The following is a 19858-nucleotide window of genomic DNA, read 5'->3' on the forward strand; positions in this document are numbered from 1 at the left end:
TTTAAATGCTCAACAGCTCGCGCTTGATGGCATTATCGAAATTCTGAATCCAGCCGTTGTAATTGCTGTGAATCTTGGTGCCGTCGTAGTTCAGGTTGTTGCTGTTCTTGTAGCGGATATTGTATTTGTCCTTGCTGTAGGTGATGTCCACTTCCGCCATATGGGAGCGGATGAACAGCGTTCCGATGAGCTGTCCCGGCTTTACTTTTCTGACCTGCCAGCCGAGTCCGGCACCTGCCCGAATGATGGCTTTCTCGACGTCCTCGGCGGTATAAGGCTTGTTGCCCGTCACCATGACCGGCGCGTCGTAGACGTTGTATACCGGAGAAGTCCGGCAACCGGCCAGGAGAACGAAAGCGGCGACGAATAAGGCGACGAGTACGGGTTTGAGTCTCATTGTTTTTTCTCTTTTTGTTGGTTGACGGAAAATCCCAAGAGGACGCTAAGCACGAATCGCTGTTCCGACGATCCTTTATCCCCCAGATCGATTGTGCAAAGGATCCGCGTTCAGGGCAACAATCGTTCACATTAAGTCAGCGTCGATCCCGAAACTTCTATGTGCGTAACAGCTTTTTAAAGCTTGGAGTCGTCATAGCGGAACGGGAATCAGGTTCAGCCGAGCGACTTCGTCCAGCAATCTCGGCAAGGCTTCCAGTACGACGGGGCGGCCGTTCCGGTCGCGGGCCGAAGAGCCATCGTGCAGCAGCAAAATATCTCCGCCGCGGAGGTTTTTGGACAAACGCCGCACGATCTTTTGAGGGTCGCCGAACACGGCATCGTAGCCACGGCGTGTCCATGAAACCAAGGTCAGATCCAAGCTGCTCAGCACGGGTTGCAGCCACGGGTTGCGCATGCCGACGGGGGCCCGGAAGTAGCGCGGTGAGGCGCCCGTGAGAGCTGTTAACGCCGCTTGCGCTCGCCCGATTTCCGCCTTGAAACCGCCGACGGCGCTCAAGGCGAAGGTATGCGCATGGCGGTATGTGTGATTTTCGATGCGATGGCCTCGCGATACGATGTCGCGAACCAGTTCCGGATACTTTTCGGCTCTGGCGGCGATGCAAAAAAAGCTGGCTTTGGCTTGGTAACGATCCAACAGATCGAGCACTTTCGGCGTGGTTTCGATGTCGGGGCCGTCGTCGAAGGTCAGTGCGATTTCCTTGCGTTCCGCTCGTTCGGCGGGGAGCCGGGTGAGGTTCGGGCCGAGCAGCGGGCTGGTAGGCCAAAAGCTCGCGCCGAATACGATCGCGTGATTGGCTGCGAGGGCCTCGACGAGCAGCGTCGATCCATCGGGCGCAAGAAGCGCGGCGGACCCGCCGATGACTTGAAAAGCCGCGGAATAGCGCAGAAAAGGCGAGGGAAGCCAGTGGCGGACGGAGTGCATCGGCGTTATGTGTATCGAGTCGGAGAGCAAAGCTTGAGGATTAAAACCGATTTTCTTATCCGTGGGGAGATGCCCGCCGCTTGATCAACGATATTCCGGGGACCTCCATGCTTGCCTGGCCGAGCGGATCAGGCTTACGCTCTCGTCAAGAAGGTCTCGAAGCTTGTCTATATCTCTAGAGAAGACCTGCTTTTCCGATTGATAGAAATGAATAGACGAAAACTGATCAAGCTCTTGTTGGGCTTGGCATGTCTGGTGGGGTTCGGTTTGGCGCGGGCGGCGAATTCCGCAGCAGTGATTTTGGACGATTTCGAAACGCTGAGCGGCTGGACCGCCGTGGCCGCGGAAGGCACTCATGTGGAATTGGCTCAGGATACCGGCCGGACCGGCATGGGTCTACGCCTCGATTTCGATTTCAGGGGCGGTACGGGCTTTGTTACCGTGCGCAAGAAGTTCTCCATCCCGCTGCCCGAAAATTACGCATTCACGTTTTATACGCGGGCGGAAGCGCCGGCCAACAATGTCGAGTTTAAGATCATCGACCCCTCCGGGGATAACGTCTGGTGGCGACGGCGCTTCGATTTCAAGTTGCCGGTGGACTGGCAACAGTACCGCGTGAAAAAACGCATGTTCGACTTCGCGTGGGGACCGTCCAATACGCCACTCAAGCAGGTTGGATTCGTCGAGTTCTCGATCACGTCGAGCACCGGCGGCAAGGGATCGATTTGGCTCGACGATTTCCGCTTCGAGAAGCGCGAGCCGATTACCGCCTACAATCTCACGCCCAAAGTCACGGCCTCGACCACCGCCAAGGATCACGACCCGGAGTCGGTGCTGGACGCGAAGCCCGAAACCTCATGGCAAAGCGGCGCGCTCGCGGAAAGCCAGTGGCTGCAGGTCGATTTTCTGAAGCGCCGCGAATATGGCGGCTTGATCATCGAGTGGGACCGCGACGATTACGCCACCGCTTATCAGGTTCGGATTTCCCAAGACGGCAAGCTATGGCAGCCGGTGTACACGGTCAGTCTGGGCAACGGGCGCCGCGATTACATTTATATGCCCGACGCCGAATCCCGCTATTTGCGGCTGGAGTTGCAGAAAAGCAGCCGCGGCCGGGGATACGGCATCAGCTCGCTGACCATAAAACCGTTCGACTTTTCCGCCTCGCCGAACGCATTTTTCGAAACCATTGCCCGTGAAGCGCCCCGCGGTATCTACCCGAAATATTTTTACGGCGAGCAAAGTTATTTCACCGTCATCGGCGCCAACGGCAGCGACAAGGAGGGTTTGCTGAACGAGGAAGGGGCGCTGGAAGTGGATAAGAACGCATTTTCCATCGAACCCTTCTTATACACCAAAGGCAAGCTCGTTACCTGGAACGACGTGTTTCCGGTACAGGAGCTCGAGCGCGGTTATTTGCCCGTGCCCTCGGTGACCTGGCGGTCCGATTCGGTCGAAATGAAGACGACGGCTTTCGCCGCCAGCAAGCCCGGGCAGGCGCTTTATGCGCGCTATCGGGTGGAGAACAACGGCAGCGAGCGTGAGCAGTTGAAGCTCTTGCTCGCGATCCGTCCGTTTCAAGTCAATCCGCCCTGGCAGGCCTTGAATATGGTGGGGGGCGTGGCGCAAATCCACGATATCGCGCTGGACGGGCGAATCATCCGGGTCGACGAGAATCGCTCGGTAATCCCCTTGACCCCGCCTCATCACTTTGGTGCGACGACCTTCGACCAAGGTTCGATTACCGATTTCTTGATGGAAGGCAAGGTGCCGCAGCAGACCGAAGCTCACGACCCCTTCGGCTATGCGTCCGCCGCCTTGGAATACGAGCTGGATTTGCCTCCCGGCGCGTCGCGGGAGATTTATCTGGCGATTCCGTATCAGAATCCGGAGGCCATTCTGGAGGCGGCGAATATAGTGGAGGGGAACGGCAGTGCCTTCGGTCGGGCCCGGTTTCGGGATGCCGTCAACTTCTGGGAGGCCAAGATCGTCCGCGCCGATCTGATCGTTCCGCCCGAGGCGCAAAAGCTTCGGGATACGGTGAGGAGCAATCTGGCCTATATCTTCATCAACCGGGACGGCGCCGCGCTTTATCCCGGTTCTCGCTCCTACGCCCGCTCCTGGATTCGCGACGCGGCCTTGATGTCCGCCGCCTTGCTCGGCATGGGGTATACCGAAGAAGTACGGCACTTCATCGAATGGTATGCCGGGTTCCAGTTTCCCAACGGGAAGATTCCCTGCTGCGTCGATCACAGGGGGCCCGATAGCGTCCCCGAGAACGACAGCCACGGCGAGTTCATTTACGTTGTCGCCGAATACTACCGTTACACGCGCGATATCGGTTTTGTATACGAGATGTGGCCGACGATCGTGAAATCGGTGCACTATATCGAGCAGTTGCGCAATCAACGGAAGAGCGAAGAGTACAAGTCCTCCGATAAATCGATGTTTTTCGGCATGATGCCCGAATCCATCAGTCACGAAGGTTACAGCGCCCATCCGGTACACTCCTACTGGGACGGCTTTTGGACCTTGCGCGGGCTCAAGGATGCCGCCGACTTGGCCGTGCTGGTCATGGACGAAAACAATGCCGCGCATTTTGACGCTTTGCGGGACGATTTTCGCAGCGACCTGTACCAATCCATCAAGCGCACCATGGCCAAGCACAAGATCGCCTTCATGCCGGGTTCGGCGGAGCTGGGCGATTTCGACGCCACCGCCACGGCCATGGCGGTCGCGGTCGGCGGCGAGCAGACCAATCTTCCGATAGAGGCGCTGAACAAGACCTTCGACAATTTCTACGACTATTTCAACAAGCGGCGCGACGACAAGCTGGAATGGATCGCTTACACGCCGTACGAAGTGCGTACCGTAGAAGCGCTGGTCCGTATGGGGCGGCGCGAGCAGGCGCTGGAGCTGTTGAATTTTCTGCTCAAGGATCAACGTCCCGCCGACTGGAATCACTGGGCGGAGGTCGTCTGGCGCGATCCCAAGCATCCCAAGTTCATAGGCGATATGCCCCATGCCTGGATCGGGGCGGAATTCGTGCGGGCGATGCGCGCTCTGTACGCGTATGAACGTGAAAGCGATCAAGCATTGGTTCTGGCGGCAGGAATTCCGAAAGCGTGGCTGGAGGGTGGCGGCGATGTGGGCGTGAAGCGTTTGCCCACGTGGTATGGAACCTTGAACTATACCTTGCGCCAGGAAGAACCCGATAAATTGCGGCTCGTGCTCTCCGGCGATCTCGCCCTGCCTCCAGGCAAGATCGTTCTCAAGGCACCCGCCGACCAGCCCATCCGGTCGCTTACCGTCAACGGAAAACCGGTCGATACGTTTACCGCCGATCAAGCGGTGATCGGCGAGTTTCCGGCGGAAGTGACGGTGAACTACGGGGCGGCAATTACGCAGCAAGCCAATTGATTTCGATTTTTGACCTAAGGAGTCCGCATGAGCTTCGATCCTAACCAGGCCGGTCTCGATCGACCGAACGATTCGGTCCCGGCGTCGCGCCTTCTGTCCAACGGACGCTACACGGTATTGCTGACATCGGCCGGCACCGGGTTTTCGATGCTTGGCGGCCACGCGCTGTCCCGCTGGAGCGGAGACCGCGTCGAAGACGGCGAGGGATGGTTCATTTACCTCCGGGATTTGGATAGCGGAGACTGGTGGTCGCTCGGTTTGCAGCCGACGGGGATGGAAGCCGATGCACGGACCGCTCGTTACGAGCCGGGCCGGTTTAGGCTTCAGTGCGAGAACAGCGGTATCGAGGCCGTTTTGGATGTGTGCGTCAGCCCGGACGACGATCTGGAGCTGCGCCGAGTCACGCTGCGAAATCGTTCGAATCGGCCCAGACGGATCGAAATCACGAGCTATCTCGAAGTGGTCCTGAATCATCCTGCGGCCGATGCGGCGCACCCGGCTTTCTCCAAGTTGTTCGTGCAAACCGAGTTCGTGGCGGAACGAGAAGCGCTGCTCGCTCGTCGCAGGCCGCGCAGCGCTCATGAGGTTTATCCGTGGTTGGTCGGCGCGGCGTTCGGGCCGGGTGAATTGGAGTACGAGACCGACCGGATGCGCTTCCTCGGCCGGAACCGGACGCCGGCGGAGCCGCAGGCGCTTCGTGAAACACAGCCGCTGTCCGGCGGGATCGGCAACGTGCTCGACCCGGTTTTCGCTCTGCGGCGCTGCTTGGAACTTGCTCCCAACACGCAGGGAGATGTGGTGTTTCTGTTCGGCGCGGCCGAAGACAGGATGCAGGCGCTGAAACTCATCGAGCGTTGCTCGGCGGAAAAAGCGATAAATACTATCTACGCCCGCGCGGCCGAAGGCGAGCGGGAACTCGTCCGGCGGCTCGACATGACCGGAACGGAGGCGGAGTTTTTTCAAGCCCTCGCCGGTGCGTTGCTTTACGGCGATCCGAAGCTTCGGGCTCCGGAGTCGGTGCTGCGGAGCGCCTGCGGTCCTCTTGCGCGGCTCGACCGCTACGGCTTGCCGTTCTACCGGCCGATCGTTCTGGTACGGGCCAGTGACAGTCGCGAGGATTCACGGGTTGCCGAACTCATCAAGGCGCAGCGCTACTGGCTGGCGAAAGGCTTACGTTTCGCGCTGATGATCTTGAGTCCGGACAAGGGGGCCGACTTCGGTGGGTTGGGCGGGCTTGATCAGGACATCTTTATTCGCGCGGAAAAAGACATTGCGCCGGCCGATCTCGAATTGCTGTGCGCCGTTGCGCGCCTGGTGGTCGATGAAAGCGCGCCGTCGCTTCGATCGGAGCTTCCGGTTCCAAGCGCGAGAGCGCGGCGCGCCCTTTTGCCGCCGGAGACGCCGAAACTCAAGGCCGGGCTCGAAGCGCTTCGATTTTTCAACGGATATGGCGGTTTTGCCGCGGACGGCACCGAGTACGTGGTTCGTTTGGATTTGACCGACGGCGAGTTGCAAGGGCCGCCTCTTCCATGGATCAACGTAGTCGCCAATGAACACTTCGGCTTTCTGGTCAGCGAGCGGGGAGCGGGATATACCTGGCATCGGAACAGCCGCGAGCATCGGTTGACGCCTTGGTTCAACGATCCCGTCAGCGATTCGTTCGGCGAAGCGTTATATCTCCGGGACGAGGAAACCGGCGCGTTCTGGTCTCCCTTGCCGGGGCCTTGTTCGGCACCCGCCGCTTACGAGGCGCGCCACGGGTTCGGGTACAGCCGGTTTACCAGCACCTACGATGGTTTGGATCAGGACGTCGTACTGTTTGCGGCCCGCCACGATCCGGTCAAAATTTTCCGATGGCGTCTGACGAATGGGGGCGCTAGCCGCCGCCGCTTGTCGCTGTTTTCATACCAGCGCTTAATTCTGGGCGGAACGCCGTCCGACAGCAGCCGGTTCGTGATCACCCGCCATGATCCGGAGACGTCGGCGCTGTTCGCTATCAATCGCCAAGCCGGAGAGTTTTCCGACGGCGTCGCCTTCGCGGCGGCGGTAGGGCAGCCGGGTGCCATGTATTTCACCGCCGATCGGGAGAGCTTCATCGGGCGGAACGGCAGCCCGGAAGCCCCCGCGGCTTTGCTCGCACGCGCATCGCTCGATGGACGGAATGGCGCTAATCTCGATCCGTGCGCGGCGCTTCAGCTTCAAATCGACTTGGAACCGGGGCAAACCTTCGAATGTGCGTTCCTGCTGGGCGAAACCCTCTCCGAGGACGAATCCCGTTCGATCATCGAGCGATACCGGCAAGGAGGCGCCATCGAGAACGCCTTGGCCGAAGCCCAAGGTTTTTGGCGCGATTTTGTCTCCGGAATCCAAATCGAGACGCCGTCTCCCGAGATCGATCTGATGGTCAACGGCTGGCTGGCATATCAGAACCTGAGCTGCCGGATCTGGGGGCGCTCCGCGTTCTATCAGTCCGGAGGCGCCTTCGGTTACCGCGATCAGCTTCAGGATGCCTCGGCGCTGATCTATCTGCGCCCCGAGCTCACTCGAGCCCAGATTCTGCTTCACGCCGCTCATCAGTTCGTCGAGGGAGACGTGCTTCACTGGTGGCATCCCGAACCCCTGGAGCGGGGATTGCGCACCCGATTTTCCGACGATCTGGTCTGGCTGCCATATGTCACGGCGTTTTATATCCGTCACACCGGCGATTGGAGCGTGCTGGACGAATCCGCGCCGTTTGTGACTGCCCGTTTACTGGCGGAGGGGGAGGACGAGGCTTATCTGAAACCCGACGATGCCGGTCAGGTTGCGGACATCTACGAACATTGCTGTCGAGTGCTGGACCGCTCCCTGACCCGGGGCGCGCACGGTTTGCCCTTGATGGGCACGGGCGACTGGAACGACGGCATGAACCGGGTGGGCCGCGAAGGGCGCGGCGAGAGCGTGTGGATGGGATTCTTTCTTTACCACGTTCTCGAAGAATTCCTGCCCATCTGCGAGAAGCGCGGCGACCAGGCGAGGATCGAAGCTTACCGGGCTTATCGAGAGCATCTTTACCAGGCGCTCAATGACGCGGGATGGGATGGCGACTGGTATCGACGCGCCTACTATGACGACGGTACCCCTTTAGGCACCAAACACGGCGATGAGTGTCGAATCGACGCCTTGGCCCAGGCGTGGGCGGTGATTTCAGGCGCGGCGCCGGCGGAGCGGGCGAATCGAGCTTTGGATGCGGTCGAGGAGCACCTGATCTCCGATCATAATGGTCTCATTCGTTTATTGACGCCGCCCTTCGTCAACACACCGCATGACCCGGGCTACATCAAGGGCTATGTGGCCGGCGTGCGCGAAAACGGCGGGCAATACACCCATGCCGCGTGCTGGGTGGTGCGCGCCGTGGCAGAACTCGGCCGGAACGACCGGGCCGCGCGGCTATTGGAAATGCTCAGCCCGGTGAGCCACGCGCGGACGCAGGAAGAAACCGATGTTTACCGGGTCGAGCCCTACGTAGTCGCCGCCGACGTTTACGGCGAACCGCCGCATGTGGGCCGCGGCGGTTGGACGTGGTACACGGGGTCCGCAGGCTGGATGTACCGTGTCGCCTTGGAATCGATTTTGGGATTTCGGGTGAAGGAGGGCGCTTTCATCGAGCTCAAACCCTGTATACCGGCCGAGTGGCCGGAGTTTGTGATCCGCTATCGGCATCCGGGCAATCCGACGCGCTATACGATCAGGGTAACGAATCCGAATAAAACGCCTCGGCGTGTTCTCAGTGCGGATCTGGACGGACGGCCGATGCCGGTCGAAGGGGAAACGGCACGAATTCCTTTGCTATCGGACGGGCGGTCTCACGACGTTGTCGTGATCTTAGGCTAATGCCTGCGCCAGGCTGCGAATCAGGCATATGGCGGCTTCCTCGACGGTGCGGCCGAACGCGATGACGCCGTCTTCATGGCCACCCATGGCGATGACCGGGCTTTTCGAAGTTCGAACCAGAAACCCGACCTCATGGGCCATCTCCGGCGTGCCGTAACCGACTTGCCGGTCAGTCACGGGAATGGCCAAGGCTTCGGCCTTTTCCCATAATTCGGGCGAGTGGACATGCAGTACGCAATCGATCCCGCTTCCGCTTTGGTAAACCGCAGCATGGGTCAGGGCTTCGGAAGAGGGCGCTATCGGTCCTTCGGCGATGATGAGGTTTTGCTCCAGATCGAATCCGGTGACGAGACAGTAATGTTCGCTAGTGAGCTTGGGCTTGCCGCCGGTCTGCGTTCCGCTGATAAGGAAGGCGGTTTCACCGCGGCGAAGGCTGACGTTGCCGTAGGCCAGGCCGTCATACCGACGAGAGTCCTGCCCGGTGAGTCCGAGACGATAGAGGATGGTCCGCCAGGCATTCAGTTCGGCGACGATTTCCGAATCTACCGGCGGAGCCGTCGTGTAATCGAGGCGATACTTGACGACGCCTTCTCTGTCCTGTTTCTGATCCATCTTTAAATCCATAGCCTTGGCCGAACATATTTATTACTACAGGCCGGACGAAAAAGCGAAAAACGGCAAAATCCGCTATGCGTCCAAAGAACGAACAGATGAAAAAATATTCGCGCGTTTTATAATAGAAAGCTTGCATCCGATCGGCGGGGCGAGTTTTTGGATCGAATCTTGAAGGGAAGCGGGACCGAGCCGGAAATTCCTCGGCAAACGGAGTATAATCCGGGCAGATTTTATGTGCGAATGTGGCGAAATTGGTAGACGCGCTGGATTTAGGTTCCAGTGGGGCAACCCTTGAGAGTTCGAGTCTCTCCATTCGCACCAAATGTTCAGTAAGCACCAAGAAGCCAAGCTTCCTAGCATAAATATCCGATTACGGATATCAGAGTTCGGCGCATCAGCCAGCAATTTAGGCGATTGTGCTTTTCGAGCCAGTCCCTCCGATACTTTTTTCCATTCTTGAGGTAACAGCGACATGCAAGTTTCTGTCGAAACGACATCTGAATTGAGCCGGAAAATGACCGTACAGGTGCCGGAAGAAGAGATCCAGGAAAAAATAGCCTCACGCCTCAAAACTTTGGCGAACAAGGTCAAGATCGACGGTTTCCGTCCCGGCAAAGTGCCTCAAAGTCTGGTAAAAAAGCGCTATGGACAGCAGGTCCGGGAGGAGGTCCTTTCGGATCTGATCCAATCGAGCTTTTATGAAGCCGTCCGGGAGGAGAGGCTCAAACCAGCGGGAGTGCCGCAGATCACCGCTCGCCGAGTCGACGAGGGCAGTGGGCTGGAATATGAAGCGAGCTTCGAAGTGATGCCGGAGTTCGTGCTGATGCCGTTGGAGACATTGGAGGTCAAGCGGTTCGTTTCGGAAGTGACCGAGCCGGATATCGATGCCATGATCGAACGTCTCAGAGAGCAGCGGAAGAGCTGGCAAGAGGTCGAGCGCGCGGCGGCAACGGGGGATCGTGTTACGATCGCCTTTGAAGGCAAGATCGGCGATGAGTCGTTTACCGACGGAAAAGTTGAGAATCTGCCCGTTGTCCTGGGCACGAACCAAATGATTCCGGGATTCGAAGATAAGTTGGTCGGCGCAGTGGCCGGGTCGACGCTCGAATTCGAATTGCCGTTTCCGGCCGACTACCCCAACCAAAAGCTGGCCGGCAACACGGCGCAATTTGCCATCGAGCCGCTGAAAGTCGAAGAAAGCTTATTGCCCGAGGTGGACGCGGAATTCGCAAAATCCTACGGCATCGAGGAAGGTGGCGTGGAAGCTTTCCGCAGCGATATCCGCGCTAACATGGAGCGCGAGATGAAGCGGGCGCTGCAGACGAGAACGAAATCCTCGGTGATGGATGCTCTGTTCGCCAAGAATGCGATTGCTCTGCCCAACGCCTTAATCCAAGATGAGCTTGAGCATTTGTTGGCGCCCTACCGGCAAGCGGCCCAGAAAAGGCGGCAGGATCTCGATGAAGCCAAGCTGAAGGAGCAGCTAGAGCCAGTGGCGAGACGAAGAGTCGCCTTGGCGCTGATCCTCGGGAAGATCATTGAAACTAATAATCTTGTCGTGGATCAAAAGCGGGTGCGTTCGACCGTCGACGAATTGGCCGCGAGTTATGAGAGCCCGGAAGACGTGGTGCGCTGGTACTACGCCGAGCCGGAGCGGCTTCGCGAAGTGGAAAACGTGGTCATGGAGGATCAGGTGGTGGATTTGGTATTGGACAAGGCAAAGGTGACCGAGGAAAAGATCGCGTTTCAAGAGTTGATGCAGCAGGTTACCGGCAGTTCCTCACAAGCGGCGTAACTTTAACCCGAGAGATCTCATGATGTTTACCGGCGATTTTGATAAAACCGTCAATACTCGGGCGACGGGGTTGGTGCCCGTCGTTATCGAGCAGTCGGCGCGTGGCGAACGGGCGTTCGATATCTATTCCCGCTTGCTCAAGGAACGGGTGGTTTTTCTGGTTGGGCAGGTCGAAGACTACATGGCCAACCTGATCATCGCTCAACTGCTCTTTCTGGAATCGGAAAATCCGGACAAGGACATCCATCTTTATATCAATTCTCCCGGCGGCATAGTCACCTCGGGACTGGCGATTTACGATACCATGCAGTTCATCAAACCCGACGTCAGCACCCTGTGCATCGGTCAGGCGGCTAGCATGGGAGCGTTGCTGCTGGCGGGCGGCGCGCCCGGCAAGAGATATTGTCTGCCCCATTCGCGAGTCATGATCCATCAGCCTTTGGGCGGCTTCCAGGGACAGGCCAGCGACATTGACATTCATGCCCGCGAAATTCTCGCGACCCGCGACAGACTGAATCGAATATTGGCGAAACATACAGGTCAGCCGTTGGAACGAATTCAAGTCGATACCGATCGTGATAATTTCATGAGTGGAGAAGACGCAGCGCAATATGGTCTAATCGACAAGGTGCTCGCTAGCCGAGAACCGGGTTCTAGCGGTTAAACGCATTGGAATTCGAGTTCGAAGGACTAGTGGACGTATGCCGGTAGCGGTTGGTTCGCGTAGGTTGCTACAACAGTCATCTGACGAATAAGAGGTTTGCGATGAGTGATGATAAGCACGGCAAAGACGGGGGCGGGAAACTTCTTTACTGCTCGTTTTGCGGAAAAAGCCAGCATGAGGTCAGAAAGCTCATTGCCGGTCCGGCTGTGTTCGTCTGTGACGAATGTGTCGAGTTGTGCAACGATATTATTCGCGAGGAGCTTCAGGAAAATGTTGCCGCTAGCGTAGATAAGTTGCCCAAACCGAAAGAGATCAAGGCCGTACTCGACGAGTATGTCATTGGCCAGGAGAAAGCCAAGAGGATCTTGTCGGTTGCGGTCTACAACCACTATAAGCGGCTCCGGGTGCATAACCACCTGAAGAAGAACGATGTCGAACTGGCCAAGAGCAATATCCTCTTGATCGGCCCAACCGGATCGGGAAAGACCTTGCTTGCCGAGACGCTCGCCCGGCTGTTGGACGTGCCGTTCACGATCGCCGACGCGACGACGCTGACCGAGGCGGGTTACGTCGGGGAAGATGTCGAAAACATCATCCAAAAGATCTTGCAGAAATGCGATTACGACGTGGAGAAGGCCGAGTCCGGTATCGTCTATATCGACGAGATCGATAAGATTTCCCGTAAGTCGGATAATCCCTCGATCACCCGCGACGTGTCCGGTGAAGGTGTGCAGCAGGCTCTGCTGAAGTTGATCGAGGGCACTGTGGCCTCGGTACCGCCACAAGGCGGACGCAAACACCCTCAGCAAGAATTTTTGCAGGTCAATACGGCGAATATCCTCTTCATCTGCGGCGGAGCGTTCGCCGGACTGGAAAAAATCATTCGTTCACGCTCCGAAAAGGGCGGCATCGGTTTTTCCGCGGAGGTCAAGACCAAGGACGAACGCCGCAATGTCGGCGAAGTTTTGGCGGACGTGGAGGCGGAGGACCTGATCAAATACGGCCTGATTCCGGAGTTTGTCGGTCGTTTGCCGGTGGTGGCGACTCTGGAAGAATTGGATGAGCAGGCATTGGTTCAAATTCTGACCGAACCGAAAAATGCTCTGGTCAAACAATACAAGAAGTTGTTCGAGATGGAGGGTTGCGATCTGGAGATTCGCGAGGACGCCTTGCGGGTGATCGCGCGAAGGGCAATGGAACGGAAAACCGGCGCACGCGGTCTGCGAACGATTCTCGAACACGTGTTGCTGGATACGATGTACGAATTGCCTTCCGCCGAACATGTTTCCAAAGTTGTGATCGATGAAAAGGTTATTCGCGGCGAATCGGACCCGTATCTGATTTATCAAACCGAAGAAAAGCACTGTGCTTCGGTAGAGTGAAATATCTTCCGAGTGCTATCGATGCCTTGCGGCGAGCGGGCGTCGGTAGCCGATTCAGGGTTTTGTTATGCGGCCAATTTTCAGATCTTGATCGATGGCCGAACTTCACTGTCTGACTAATGGCTGATAGCTTCTCAGTCTTAAAGCTCGTTAGGGCAGCCTTCAAGTTGAATTTGCGTTCTTGCTCGCCTGTCGGCACAAACACCTGTTTGCATTCACTGATCCTAATGGTAGCGGTCGCTTATTTCAGCGCGTAAGCGTCACCGCGCATTGATCTACGCATTTTGTATAGAAAATCGTTCGGATTCGGGAATCTCGACGATACATTCGCATCTAAGTAGTTTTTCGTACTTACCCGGACGGGATCGCAGAATTTTTGCTGATCTCTTCATCTGAAGTTTTTGGCCAAATCAAATAGTCCCCGATTTTATCGGGCTTAGTCTTGTTTTTTGCCCGAAGCTTACCTATATACTCAGTAACAACGCGTACTCACTAATATCCATGGGTGGCTAATGGAAAATACCTCGCTTGAAAATCGTGCAAAGCCGGAAAAGATGGTACCGGTGCTTCCCTTACGGGACGTCGTAGTCTATCCCCACATGGTCATACCGCTCTTCGTCGGCAGAGAGAAGTCGATTCTGGCCCTAGACTCTGCCATGCGGGACAACAAACAAATCTTGCTCGTAGCGCAGAAAGAAGCCGAACTGGATGATCCCAGCTTCGATGACCTGTACCAGATCGGCACTTTATCCAACATCCTGCAATTGCTGAAGCTTCCGGACGGCACTGTGAAAGTGCTCGTCGAGGGTAGCGAGCGCTGCAACGTCGATAAGTACCGTGTCGCCGACAAGCACTACGTAGCCGTAGTTTCGCCGCAGCTGGACGAGATCAACATCACCGATCAAGAAATCGATGTGTTGATGCGCACCGCCATCAACACCTTCGATCATTACGTCAAGCTCAATAAGCGGATACCGCCCGAAGTGTTGAATTCGCTTGCCGGCATCGACGACCCGAGCCGGTTGGCGGATACCATCGCCGCACATATGACCATCAAAATCGAAGACAAGCAGTCGATTCTGGAGATGAGCGATGTGACGGCCAGGTTGGAGCGTTTGATGACGCTCATGGAAGGCGAGGTGGATATGCTGGAGATGGAGAAGCGTATCCGCGGGCGGGTCAAGCAGCAGATGGAAAAAAATCAGCGCGAGTATTACTTGAACGAGCAAATGAAGGCCATCCAGAAGGAGTTGGGGGAAATGGACGATGTGCCGAACGAATTCGAGGAGCTATCGCGCAAAATCGAAAAGGCCGGCATGCCTGAGGCGGCTCGTACCAAAGCCGAGACGGAGTTGAACAAGCTCAAGTTGATGTCGCCGATGTCTGCCGAGGCTACGGTAGTCAGGAATTACGTCGACTGGATGGTCAACATGCCGTGGAAGAAGCGCACCAAGATCAGTCACGACTTGCAGCGTGCCGAAGAAATTTTAGAAACCGAGCACTACGGTTTGGAGAAAGTCAAAGAGCGTATCCTCGAGTATCTGGCCGTTCAGCAGCGCGTCAAGAAACTAAAAGGCCCAATATTGTGCTTGGTTGGACCGCCCGGTGTGGGCAAGACTTCGCTCGGTCAGTCGATTGCTCGAGCGACCAACCGGAAGTACGTTCGCATGGCCTTGGGCGGGGTTCGTGACGAGGCCGAAATTCGCGGCCATCGCAGAACTTACATTGGCTCGATGCCGGGTAAAATCCTGCAGAACCTTTCCAAGGTAAAGACCCGCAATCCGATGTTCATGCTCGACGAGATCGACAAGATGGCGATGGATTTCCGCGGTGATCCTGCTGCCGCATTGTTGGAAGTTTTGGACCCGGAGCAGAACCATACTTTCAACGACCATTACTTGGAGGTCGATTTCGATTTGTCCGAAGTAATGTTCATTGCAACGGCGAACACTTTGAATATCCCGGCGCCGCTTCTGGACCGCATGGAAGTGATCCGCATCGCTGGCTACACCGAGGATGAGAAAGTCAACATCGCCATGCGCTATCTGATTCCAAAGCAGGTCAAGAACAACGGGCTTAAGGACAGCGAAATTCATATCACCGAATCGGCGGTTCGAGATATTATCCGCTTCTATACTCGAGAAGCCGGTGTTCGTAGCCTTGAGCGCGAAATAGCCAAGATTTGCCGCAAGGTCGTCAAGAGCTTGGTCCTCAAACCGAGCACCAAGAAACTGAACGTGACTCATCGTAACGTGGATGACTTTTTGGGCGTCAGGCGTTATCGCTACGGACGAGCCGAGGAGAAGGACCAGGTCGGGCAGGTTACCGGCCTGGCCTGGACCGAGGTGGGAGGCGAGCTTCTTACCATCGAATCGGTCGTTATGCCCGGAACCGGCAAGCAAACCTATACCGGAAAACTCGGCGAGGTCATGCAGGAGTCGATACAAACCGCTGTCACGGTAGCCCGGAGCCGAGCAGAAACGCTGGGTATCGATCCGGCGTTTTATCAGAAGCACGATGTGCATATACACGTGCCGGAAGGGGCCACGCCCAAAGACGGTCCCAGCGCCGGTATCGGTATGTGCACGGCTTTGGTTTCCGCATTGACTCAAATCCCTGTGAGATCGGACGTTGCCATGACGGGCGAGATCACGCTTCGCGGGGAGGTTTTGCCCATCGGAGGGCTAAAGGAGAAACTGTTGGCGGCGCATCGGGGCGGTATTTCGACCGTCTTGATTCCGCAGGAAAACGAGAAGGACTTGGCTGAGATTCCAAAGAACATTAAGCAGGATCTCAAAATCGTCGCGGTTCGCTCTATCGATCAAGTCCTCGAGACCGCACTAAAACACATGCCGGAACCGTTGAAACCGCCGGTTACTCCCGAATCCGAGGGTGTGACTAAATCGACGGGTACGGCAGGCATGATCGTTGCTCATTAGTCCTAATTGGAGGGAGTTGCTTTTTGCGTGTTCAGAGAAATGCGACGGATCGCTAAAATTCGCTGAATCCCAGACGCTATGCGGCTTGACAGTGCTTTTTGTCTACTGCTACATTTCGGCCGGCGAGTTCACGCGTAGCCAACAGCATATAGGAATGGACGAAGTCTTGCGGCCATGTGAAGAACTTAGATTCAACATCATCGATCAAAGGGGGAAAGAATGAATAAAGCGGAACTAATTGATGCGATCGCTAAGTCGGCGGACCTGACGAAGGCCGATGCCGGGCGCGCACTCGACGGTATGATTGACGCTATCACGATAGCTTTAAAAAACGGCGAAACCGTTTCACTCGTGGGTTTTGGTTCCTTTGGGGTTAAAGAGCGTGCCGAGCGTCAAGGCCGTAATCCGCAGACGGGAAACACGATTACCATCAAAGCTGCAAAAATTCCCTCATTCAAGGCTGGTAAAGCACTTAAAGATGCTGTAAGCTAGTCGACTCTTTCGGGTGCTTAGCTCAGCTGGGAGAGCATCGCCCTTACAAGGCGAGGGTCGTAGGTTCGATCCCTACAGCACCCACCATAAATTGGAGCGGTAGTTCAGTTGGTCAGAATACCGGCCTGTCACGCCGGGGGTCGCGGGTTCGAGCCCCGTCCGCTCCGCCAAATTTCAAAAAACCCGCGCCCCTGAGGCAGCGGGTTTTTTTTTGAGGGCAGGGGGCTGCCTGTCTTTTCGTTTAATGATTGCTCTTAAAGCCGTATCAGGTTCTGCATATGCTTCAAGCGATTCGTGATCGTGCCCAAGGTATCTTCGCATGGGTAATGTTGATTCTTGTCGGTGTGCCGTTCGCTCTATGGGGAATTCAGAATTATCTGGATTCCGGCAAGGAGCAGCCACTGGCTGTCGTCGGTGACAGGGATATTTTTGAGCGCGAGGTAAACCAGGCCTATCAGCAGAGTCTTGCGAATCTGGTGGGTTTGGCGGAGGTCGACGATAGGCAGCTCAAACATGAAGCTTTAGAGCGGCTGATTCGAGAAGAAATCATTGCGCAAAATGCGGAGGCTAAGGACCTTGCCGTCAGCGACAGCGCCGTGCGCGACTTCATCCAGACGCTCCCTTATTTTCAAACCGAAGGCAAGTTTGATAAGGAAAAATACAACATCATGCTGTCATCTCAGGGCTTGAGTTCTGCCCAATTCGTTGCGCAGGTCAGAAGAGCTTTGTTGATGGAGCAATACCAGCGCGGATTGCTTGACAGCGCATTTGTAACCCCGAATCAAATCGCTTCGCTCTTTCGGCTCAGAAATCAGGAGCGTGAGGTCGAATATCTCAAAATACCTTTGAAGAAATCGGCTCGCACTATTTCCGATGCGGAAATCGAAGATTACTATCGGAAACATCTTCAGGCTTACCAAAATCCCGAGCGTGTATCGATCGAGTACATCGCCGTTCGTCTTGACGATATCGCGAAGGAGACCCAAGTCACCGAAGACGACCTGCGCAATCTGTATGAAGAGCAGAAGTCTGGTTTCGCGTCCGAAGAAAGGCGCAAGGTCAGCCATATCCTAGTCGCGGTCGATTCGGAAGGCGGTGAAGCCGCCGAGCAGGCGGCTTTGGCCAAGATCAATCAGATTCAAGACCGTTTGGCTAAGGGCGAAGATTTCGCTAAGGCCGCAAAGGAAACGTCGGATGACCCGGTATCCGCTCAGAACGGCGGCGACTTGGGTTTCATTACCAAGGGGGCCATGGAGCAAAATTTTGCCGATGCGGCATTTGCTTTGAAGCAGGGTGAGTTATCCAAGCCTGTCAAAACATCTTTCGGCTATCACTTGATCAAAGTAACCGAGTTGTCTCCGGCTAAGGTCAAGCCATTCGAGGAAGTAAAAGACGAACTGCTGAAAACGTTCCAGCGCAATGCGGCAGAAAACAAGTTTTACGAACAGGGACAAACGCTGACGGAGCTCAGCTATGAACATCCCGACAGTCTGGAGCCGGCCGCGAAAGCCCTCAATCTGAAAATCGAGAGCACCGGATACTTTACGCGTGAGGCAGGAGACGGTATCGCCGCCGAGTCCACGGTAAGAGCAGCCGCGTTCAGTGAGGACGTTCTGAACGGACGGAACAGCGATCCGGTCGAATTGGGGAGCGAGAAAGCAGTCGTTTTGCGGATAAAAGACCATCAACCGGCGTCCGATAAGCCCCTCGCAGAAGTGAAGGAAGATATCGTTGGCAAATTACGTGCCGAGGACGCAAGACAGGAGACCCGCAAGCAAGCGGAAGAACTTTTGCGCCAAGCGCAGCAGGGTGCTCCGCTTACGGGTTTGGCCAAAGAGCACGGTATGCAGGTTTCCAAGGAGTCGAATCTGCGCCGCGATGCAAAAAATGTACCGCCAGTGCTGACGAATGCCGTATTCAAGGCTGCTCGACCGTCAGCCGAGCAGCCCGTTATCTCAACGGTGGAACTTGAAAACGGCGATCAAGTCGTCTTTAAGCTGATCGCCGTCAAGGATGGCGCTTCGCAAGGAGATCCCAAGGAAGCGGACGCTGCTCGCCAGTTCCTCGCCAAAAACGCCGCGCAGCGCGAATTTTCGTCCTTTGTGGCACAATTACGTGAACTCGCCGATGTTTACGTCAAGCCCGAGGCTGAAAACTGATCCGGATCGATTCGAGCTATAGCTGCGAAATTTTGAAGCCTTTCGATTGCAACAGGTTTAGGAGGCCGTGTTCACCGACCAGGTGGCCGGCTTCCAAGACAACGAAATAAGTCCTACCATCGGCCGCCAATTCCCCGATTTTCTCCGCCATCGCTGCGCTTCGATCGGTGAACAAGAGCTTGAAGAGCTTGTCCGAAGCCGGAAGACTATCGAAGCGGCGACGCACGATCAGCTCAACGGTCGAGGAATCTCCGCTCGTCCAGGCTTCGATCATCGATTTGAAATAGTCGTCCCCACGTTCAATCTCATTTAGCGATTGCAGGAGTATTTGCTCCTGTTCAATCTCGGACAAGCCATCCAACAGTTTCGCTTGTTCATCTACCGAGTCTAATTGAAGTACCGGCTTTCGCATCTGCGCATCCTTGACAAAGCCTTTTTCGATGCTGAGCTCTTGCGTATAGCCCGCCTGTTTAGCGGCTAGGCTCATCAAACTCAGTGACGCCATCCATGGCTTCTGGGTGAGAATCGTTTCCTCTGCCATGCCCAAAGCCTTGGAGAGCTTGAGCACTCTTTCCCAGGTGGCGGCTTTGATGTGGTCTCTTAAATCGGAATTGTCCGTGTACGCGCCTCGGTTTGCGGCGATGGGAAGTAGTTCGGCCTGAGGCAGCGCAGCGACATCGGCTCCGACGATCAGCACATCCGACCCCGAGAGGGCGTCCGTTATCGCTTCCGGGAGGGGATACATATCGCTCGCGCCATAAGGAAGGGCGCCCATGAGGTAGACCGTGCCTTCCGCAATTGTCGCCTTCCAAAGAAAGTGCGGCTTGTTATCGCTGGCTGCTAGTTGAGACAAGCCGGGCGGCAGTTGAGCCGACGTCAACTCCTGACATGGTCGGTCTTGATAAAAGACCTTATCTTTCTGATCCAGACACTTATAAACATCGGCGAATATCGAGGTCGGCAGCAACGCGAGCGCGAAGACCAATAGGTTGGAGCGGGTTACGAGATGGAACATAGGCGTCATTCTTCCCAGTGATCAAAAGGTCGGCGAAGCGATTCGATGACATCCAAAATGTAGCTCAAGTGTCCAGCTTGACAATTTTTGACCGAAGTATGGGAGACGAAGACGGGGCGAAGG

Annotated in this window: 12 protein-coding genes and 3 tRNA genes; 11 read left to right on the forward strand and 4 right to left on the reverse strand. The window is 56.1% G+C overall.

Annotated features, from left to right (window positions below; all coding sequences use genetic code 11):
• Position 1 precedes the first annotated feature (1 nt).
• Both ACR2R1_RS18865 and ACR2R1_RS18870 read right to left on the reverse strand, forming a co-directional pair.
• Complete coding sequence (locus ACR2R1_RS18865) at positions 2 to 397, reverse strand: hypothetical protein (RefSeq protein WP_077731460.1); 396 nt, start codon at positions 395 to 397, stop codon at positions 2 to 4.
• A 192-nt stretch (positions 398 to 589) separates the two neighbouring features.
• Positions 590 to 1381: a polysaccharide deacetylase family protein gene (locus ACR2R1_RS18870; protein WP_086135094.1), complete on the reverse strand. Its 792-nt coding sequence runs from the start codon at positions 1379 to 1381 to the stop codon at positions 590 to 592.
• Positions 1382 to 1588: 207 nt separating this feature from the next.
• Between ACR2R1_RS18870 and ACR2R1_RS18875 the strand changes: the two genes are divergently transcribed.
• Together ACR2R1_RS18875 and ACR2R1_RS18880 are read left to right on the forward strand one after the other, a co-directional pair.
• Positions 1589 to 4801 carry a discoidin domain-containing protein gene (locus ACR2R1_RS18875; protein WP_168175476.1) on the forward strand — a complete coding sequence of 1071 codons (3213 nt, stop codon included), beginning with the start codon at positions 1589 to 1591 and terminating at the stop codon, positions 4799 to 4801.
• A gap of 27 nt (positions 4802 to 4828) precedes the next feature.
• Positions 4829 to 8674 (forward strand): GH36-type glycosyl hydrolase domain-containing protein, encoded by a 3846-nt coding sequence (locus ACR2R1_RS18880; RefSeq protein ID WP_156879732.1) that lies wholly within the window; start codon positions 4829 to 4831, stop codon positions 8672 to 8674.
• Here ACR2R1_RS18880 and ACR2R1_RS18885 read toward each other — a convergent pair.
• Complete coding sequence (locus ACR2R1_RS18885; protein ID WP_156879731.1) at positions 8666 to 9286, reverse strand: class II aldolase/adducin family protein; 621 nt, start codon at positions 9284 to 9286, stop codon at positions 8666 to 8668. The genes ACR2R1_RS18880 and ACR2R1_RS18885 overlap by 9 nt on opposite strands.
• A gap of 239 nt (positions 9287 to 9525) precedes the next feature.
• On the opposite strand from ACR2R1_RS18885, the gene ACR2R1_RS18890 reads away from it, so the two are divergent.
• The 9 genes from ACR2R1_RS18890 to ACR2R1_RS18930 all read left to right on the forward strand — a co-directional run bounded on the left by ACR2R1_RS18890 (position 9526) and on the right by ACR2R1_RS18930 (position 18720).
• Positions 9526 to 9610: transfer RNA gene (locus tag ACR2R1_RS18890), tRNA-Leu, on the forward strand.
• A 151-nt stretch (positions 9611 to 9761) separates the two neighbouring features.
• Positions 9762 to 11084, forward strand: a complete 1323-nt coding sequence (gene tig, locus ACR2R1_RS18895; protein ID WP_077731464.1) for a trigger factor — start codon at positions 9762 to 9764, stop codon at positions 11082 to 11084.
• 19 nt (positions 11085 to 11103) lie between these two features.
• Positions 11104 to 11748 carry an ATP-dependent Clp endopeptidase proteolytic subunit ClpP gene (gene clpP, locus ACR2R1_RS18900; RefSeq protein WP_077731465.1) on the forward strand — a complete coding sequence of 215 codons (645 nt, stop codon included), beginning with the start codon at positions 11104 to 11106 and terminating at the stop codon, positions 11746 to 11748.
• A gap of 101 nt (positions 11749 to 11849) precedes the next feature.
• Positions 11850 to 13130 (forward strand): ATP-dependent Clp protease ATP-binding subunit ClpX, encoded by a 1281-nt coding sequence (gene clpX / locus ACR2R1_RS18905; protein ID WP_077731466.1) that lies wholly within the window; start codon positions 11850 to 11852, stop codon positions 13128 to 13130.
• 512 nt (positions 13131 to 13642) lie between these two features.
• Positions 13643 to 16069, forward strand: coding sequence for an endopeptidase La (gene lon, locus ACR2R1_RS18910; RefSeq protein ID WP_086135098.1), 2427 nt, complete (start codon positions 13643 to 13645; stop codon positions 16067 to 16069).
• A gap of 219 nt (positions 16070 to 16288) precedes the next feature.
• The gene (locus ACR2R1_RS18915) at positions 16289 to 16561 is read left to right on the forward strand and encodes an HU family DNA-binding protein (protein ID WP_077731468.1); all 273 of its coding nucleotides are present in this window, start codon (positions 16289 to 16291) and stop codon (positions 16559 to 16561) included.
• Positions 16562 to 16572: 11 nt separating this feature from the next.
• Positions 16573 to 16648: transfer RNA gene (locus ACR2R1_RS18920), tRNA-Val, on the forward strand.
• A 6-nt stretch (positions 16649 to 16654) separates the two neighbouring features.
• Positions 16655 to 16731 (forward strand) — tRNA-Asp (locus ACR2R1_RS18925).
• A 108-nt stretch (positions 16732 to 16839) separates the two neighbouring features.
• Complete coding sequence (locus ACR2R1_RS18930; protein ID WP_156879730.1) at positions 16840 to 18720, forward strand: SurA N-terminal domain-containing protein; 1881 nt, start codon at positions 16840 to 16842, stop codon at positions 18718 to 18720.
• Between the two features lie 16 nt (positions 18721 to 18736).
• Here the strand turns inward: ACR2R1_RS18930 and ACR2R1_RS18935 are convergent, their stop codons facing one another.
• Positions 18737 to 19735 (reverse strand): TraB/GumN family protein, encoded by a 999-nt coding sequence (locus ACR2R1_RS18935; protein ID WP_168175477.1) that lies wholly within the window; start codon positions 19733 to 19735, stop codon positions 18737 to 18739.
• Between the last annotated feature and the right edge of the window lie 123 nt (positions 19736 to 19858).

It is taken from the genome of Methylocaldum sp. GT1TLB, from assembly GCF_051027445.1.
In the GTDB taxonomy this organism is placed as follows: Bacteria; Pseudomonadota; Gammaproteobacteria; order Methylococcales; family Methylococcaceae; genus Methylocaldum.

What these genes read in the sequence shown, in the direction of transcription:
- ACR2R1_RS18865 (WP_077731460.1), bottom strand. Translation starts at nt 397, where the DNA reads ATGAGACTCAAACCCGTACTCGTCGCCTTATTCGTCGCCGCTTTCGTT.
- ACR2R1_RS18870 (WP_086135094.1), bottom strand. Translation starts at nt 1,381, where the DNA reads ATGCACTCCGTCCGCCACTGGCTTCCCTCGCCTTTTCTGCGCTATTCC.
- ACR2R1_RS18875 (WP_168175476.1), top strand. Translation starts at nt 1,589, where the DNA reads ATGAATAGACGAAAACTGATCAAGCTCTTGTTGGGCTTGGCATGTCTG.
- ACR2R1_RS18880 (WP_156879732.1), top strand. Translation starts at nt 4,829, where the DNA reads ATGAGCTTCGATCCTAACCAGGCCGGTCTCGATCGACCGAACGATTCG.
- ACR2R1_RS18885 (WP_156879731.1), bottom strand. Translation starts at nt 9,286, where the DNA reads ATGGATCAGAAACAGGACAGAGAAGGCGTCGTCAAGTATCGCCTCGAT.
- tig (WP_077731464.1), top strand. Translation starts at nt 9,762, where the DNA reads ATGCAAGTTTCTGTCGAAACGACATCTGAATTGAGCCGGAAAATGACC.
- clpP (WP_077731465.1), top strand. Translation starts at nt 11,104, where the DNA reads ATGATGTTTACCGGCGATTTTGATAAAACCGTCAATACTCGGGCGACG.
- clpX (WP_077731466.1), top strand. Translation starts at nt 11,850, where the DNA reads ATGAGTGATGATAAGCACGGCAAAGACGGGGGCGGGAAACTTCTTTAC.
- lon (WP_086135098.1), top strand. Translation starts at nt 13,643, where the DNA reads ATGGAAAATACCTCGCTTGAAAATCGTGCAAAGCCGGAAAAGATGGTA.
- ACR2R1_RS18915 (WP_077731468.1), top strand. Translation starts at nt 16,289, where the DNA reads ATGAATAAAGCGGAACTAATTGATGCGATCGCTAAGTCGGCGGACCTG.
- ACR2R1_RS18930 (WP_156879730.1), top strand. Translation starts at nt 16,840, where the DNA reads ATGCTTCAAGCGATTCGTGATCGTGCCCAAGGTATCTTCGCATGGGTA.
- ACR2R1_RS18935 (WP_168175477.1), bottom strand. Translation starts at nt 19,735, where the DNA reads ATGTTCCATCTCGTAACCCGCTCCAACCTATTGGTCTTCGCGCTCGCG.